Genomic DNA, 3,468 nt, shown 5'->3' with positions numbered 1-3,468 from the left:
CAACTCCTGAAGCCTTAAGAAACTGCGTAACTTGTTTGTTGTTTGGCTTTAGCTCAACTTTGACAGAAAGTAACATTGTTTCGACCTAACAATGATGTATAATATCTAGTATACCAGATTTTAATGAGATTTGCTAGAATGGCTAAAATAAAGTTTGTGCCTAAAAATAAAGTAGCTTTTGATAAAAACCCAGTACAGTTTAAAGTCTTGCCGGGTGTTAGGGAAAAACTTAAAACCGTTCCTGACTGGCAAGAACGATTAAGAAAATATGTTGATGAATTAATTCAAGATGTGGACATTTAGGAGTAAATCTGTCTAGCAATGGGTAGAATTTAGCTTACAGTAACAAACCCTTAATAATGCTCGAAATCCTGCCTGCTGAAAATGGGTATCGGCAGTCAGTGCATCAGTGATTCCTCTATCTTGCATCACAATGAATGATATACAGTCCACTAAACCCCATTCTTTGTCTTTTCGTTGTTTAAACAAATTGAAGGCTAATCCGTATAAGCTATTGGTTAATAAAATAACTTCGACACTCGGATCAGTTTCAAGGGATTCCAAAAGTTGGATTGCCGCTACTCTGTATCTTTGTTTAGAGAGCGCATTACCTATTTCTAGCAAGACTGCCTGAGTTGTCACCAGACTAGTTTTATTGATCTCAATTTGACTGGCAAGCTTGACAGCCCGTACATGATTTTGATCGGTAACGGAAGATAATGCGATCGCAAAAGAAGTATCTAAAAAGACTTCAGTCATGATCAGAAAGAGTTTCCCCATATAAATATTGGTCAATTTTTTCTGACCAATCAGGTTTACCCTGTAATTTCAAAGACTGAGCAGTTTTGAGAAACGTCTTAGGTGGTTTTACTTCATCCGGTAAAACACTGGCAACGATAATTCGCACCCTTGTACCTGCGGCTAGGTTTAAGGGCACTTCTAGCTGAAGGGCTGTCCCATCAAATACGGCTTCAAGTTCTTGGGGCATTATTCTCTAAAGGCTGAGGACTATTTTCAGTATAGCCTGACCATTACTTTTAGCTGTCAGGAGTGGTAATAGCCCTAAATAACAGCGATCGCATTAATTTTGAAAGTATCGCAATTTCGTCGTTGTAGTTGACATATCCAGCTTTTGCGGTGTCAAGCGATCGCATTAATCCTGGAAGTATCACAATTTCCTCAGATTATTTTTCTCAGGAATATTTAACGGCTAAGGTCAGCGAGCGCGGTGTTAGCAGGGCGCATTTGATGAAACTCAAAGCCTAGAGCTTCAATTTTGTTCTGATACTCTTTATGAGTCGCAAATACCACATCGTGACCCCGATGACGCAACTCAAACGCGATCGCAACTTTGGGATGCAGATCCCCAAAAGAGCCAATGGTGGTTAAAACAATTCGACTCATAGCCAAAGCAATCTAGTCACATCAAGCATTATATATAAATGAATAAACTCTTACACGTTAAGATGATACAAGTCACTATTTTTTATATTTTCAAATCAATTAAATAAAGTAAAGTATGGCGTAACAATTTATTAATTTACTCAATTACTCAAGTATTAAAAATTATTAAAAATTATGACGAATGTAATTATTTTTGTAGTTTGTCTGACAATTGGTTTTATAGTTGCTCGATTGATTACCAACAAGTCGGTACAAACCAAATCATCAAACTATAAAATAAATAGTAATTCGCCTTTATTTCATAGTGATTATTATCCCATTAATGGAAAAGTTAATCGGCAACTTTATCAACCCGTTGCAGAATGGAGCGGACGGTTAATTTTACCTATAGAAAATAATCATCAACGTTTTGTAGAATTTGAAGTGCAAAATGCTCCCGATTCATATACACACCTTGTTGGTAAAATCGTCAAATTGAAGTGGAGTAATAATAAAAAGGTGCAAGAATATGTCAAACGGGTAAGTTTTGATGTTAACTTTACCAAGCAAGCCAAAAAAAGTCATCAAGCAGGTAAAGTTCATCCCGTTAGATTAGATGGACGTTCTGGCGTTGACCCTCTAGAATCTTTAGCAGGTGCAAGACCGATGGATGATGTCTGCGTTATGCTATTACAGCCAGAAGTAGAAACCAATCCTATAGGAGAGACGCAGTTAATTATTGACTGTGAACCTGTACAAATTCTCGGACGTTTCCTTGCTTTGGTGAAGATTTTAGCCCGAATTGATTCAGAAGGCGATTTATTTCGAGTTTGTCACTACAACAAAGCAACTAAAAACTTTGAGCGAGGAATCGAAGAAATTCTCTGTATACCGCAAGTACCGCAAGACATACGGGGGGTTGCTCGTTCGAGTAATAAATATATCGAAAAATCACCCGTCAATTCCCAAGGCTGGTATATTTACGGTGCGCCTAATGTTGAGGAAACCTTTGTAGTACAAGCAATTGAACCCCGCGCTTTATTAAAAGTAGAGCCACAAAAAGTAATTGTCAAACAACAAAAAATACTTGAATATTTTAAGTATGAAATGTGGGGGAATATTAAATTACAAAAAGGTAATTATGAAACAGTTTTACTCGCACCAAACGCAGTAAATGCAGAAAACGCTCTGTCTCAATGGAAATTGGGTGATAAGGCTTTAGTAATACATTTATTTGGTGGTATCGGTGGAGAGAAAGCAGAAGCAGCCTCTTGGCTTCCGGTTCCAGGTCACTTTTCCTACGGTATTGCAGAAGTAGTTCGCGATCGCATTACCGATGAATTACGCTTCGATATCATTTACTATCAAGTTTACTGTCATAATCCGGAAGCAGTTATTTCTGGTAGTTTAACTTGGGCTGCTTATATGGGTTCTTTATGGTCGGGTTGGTTAGGTACTCGTCCAGTAGGCGATATTTTGGTGAAATACGAGCCGATAACTACCGATTATGATTTTGATGGAGTTAAATTGTCTCCTTTAACAGAATTGATCGAGGAACTTAGAGAAATTACGGCTCGGTATCGGGTTGGTGACGGAACAGGTGCCTCATTAATTACACCAACAGCTTCCTGTGTTCAAGATTCCAATCAAGCGCTTTACTCGACAATTTACGATATACAAAGATTTGTGGAGTCAAATCCGACGATTAGGGAATGGTTACAAAAGCATCCAAATGATAAACAAACTCAGTATTTTAACGATTTAATATCTTTAGGAAACAGCTTGGAAAAACAGTTAGTTCCGATGGGAATTGTACGACGAGACTGGCAAAAAAATGCCAAAGATTTATTTGGAACTAATAATAAAAACGACAATATTATTACAACTGCAATCAAAATGCTCAGAAGTTGGCGAACCGTATTACCCAAAAGAGCGCAAGACGAAACCGCGAAAATTTTTCTCAAGCAACAAGCTAGGTTATGGGTTTTGAGAACCAATCAAGTCGGAGGATTTGACGATACCATTTTACCCGTAGCGCCGACTACTATTTTTAAATAGGGAATGGGTAATGGGGCGATGGGGGGA

The 3,468-nt window shown here is 38.0% G+C and carries 6 protein-coding genes; 2 read left to right on the top strand and 4 right to left on the bottom strand.

Going from position 1 to position 3,468, the window contains the following annotated elements:
- Positions 1-138: 138 nt before the first annotated feature.
- On the top strand, positions 139-303 hold the full coding sequence (locus tag IQ247_RS31840) for a hypothetical protein (RefSeq protein ID WP_193926188.1): 165 nt from the start codon (positions 139-141) through the stop codon (positions 301-303).
- A 12-nt stretch (positions 304-315) separates the two neighbouring features.
- Here the strand turns inward: IQ247_RS31840 and IQ247_RS31835 are convergent, their stop codons facing one another.
- The 4 genes from IQ247_RS31835 to IQ247_RS31825 are packed head-to-tail and all read right to left on the bottom strand — an operon-like array spanning position 316 to position 1,404.
- Positions 316-759 (bottom strand): type II toxin-antitoxin system VapC family toxin, encoded by a 444-nt coding sequence (locus IQ247_RS31835; protein ID WP_193926187.1) that lies wholly within the window; start codon positions 757-759, stop codon positions 316-318.
- The gene (locus IQ247_RS31830; protein ID WP_193926186.1) at positions 752-988 is read right to left on the bottom strand and encodes a hypothetical protein; all 237 of its coding nucleotides are present in this window, start codon (positions 986-988) and stop codon (positions 752-754) included. The genes IQ247_RS31835 and IQ247_RS31830 overlap by 8 nt, the downstream gene beginning before the upstream one ends.
- Before the next feature lie 49 nt (positions 989-1,037).
- Positions 1,038-1,172, bottom strand: coding sequence for a hypothetical protein (locus IQ247_RS33285; protein ID WP_265579758.1), 135 nt, complete (start codon positions 1,170-1,172; stop codon positions 1,038-1,040).
- A 31-nt stretch (positions 1,173-1,203) separates the two neighbouring features.
- Positions 1,204-1,404, bottom strand: coding sequence for a glycosyltransferase (locus tag IQ247_RS31825; RefSeq protein ID WP_193926185.1), 201 nt, complete (start codon positions 1,402-1,404; stop codon positions 1,204-1,206).
- Positions 1,405-1,578: 174 nt separating this feature from the next.
- On the opposite strand from IQ247_RS31825, the gene IQ247_RS31820 reads away from it, so the two are divergent.
- Positions 1,579-3,441 carry an abortive infection protein gene (locus IQ247_RS31820; protein WP_193926184.1) on the top strand — a complete coding sequence of 621 codons (1,863 nt, stop codon included), beginning with the start codon at positions 1,579-1,581 and terminating at the stop codon, positions 3,439-3,441.
- Positions 3,442-3,468: the final 27 nt, after the last annotated feature.

This window comes from Plectonema cf. radiosum LEGE 06105 (genome assembly GCF_015207665.1).
Lineage (GTDB): Bacteria > Cyanobacteriota > Cyanobacteriia > Cyanobacteriales > Nostocaceae > Rivularia > Rivularia radiosa_A.
The sequence above is the reverse complement of the archived record's forward strand: the minus strand, read 5'-3'. Positions and strand labels throughout refer to the sequence as shown.

Excerpts from the sequence above, each read along its gene's own strand:
- IQ247_RS31820 (WP_193926184.1), top strand. The coding sequence starts at position 1,579 with ATGACGAATGTAATTATTTTTGTAGTTTGTCTGACAATTGGTTTTATA.
- IQ247_RS31825 (WP_193926185.1), bottom strand. The coding sequence starts at position 1,404 with ATGAGTCGAATTGTTTTAACCACCATTGGCTCTTTTGGGGATCTGCAT.
- IQ247_RS31830 (WP_193926186.1), bottom strand. The coding sequence starts at position 988 with ATGCCCCAAGAACTTGAAGCCGTATTTGATGGGACAGCCCTTCAGCTA.
- IQ247_RS31840 (WP_193926188.1), top strand. The coding sequence starts at position 139 with ATGGCTAAAATAAAGTTTGTGCCTAAAAATAAAGTAGCTTTTGATAAA.
- IQ247_RS31835 (WP_193926187.1), bottom strand. The coding sequence starts at position 759 with ATGACTGAAGTCTTTTTAGATACTTCTTTTGCGATCGCATTATCTTCC.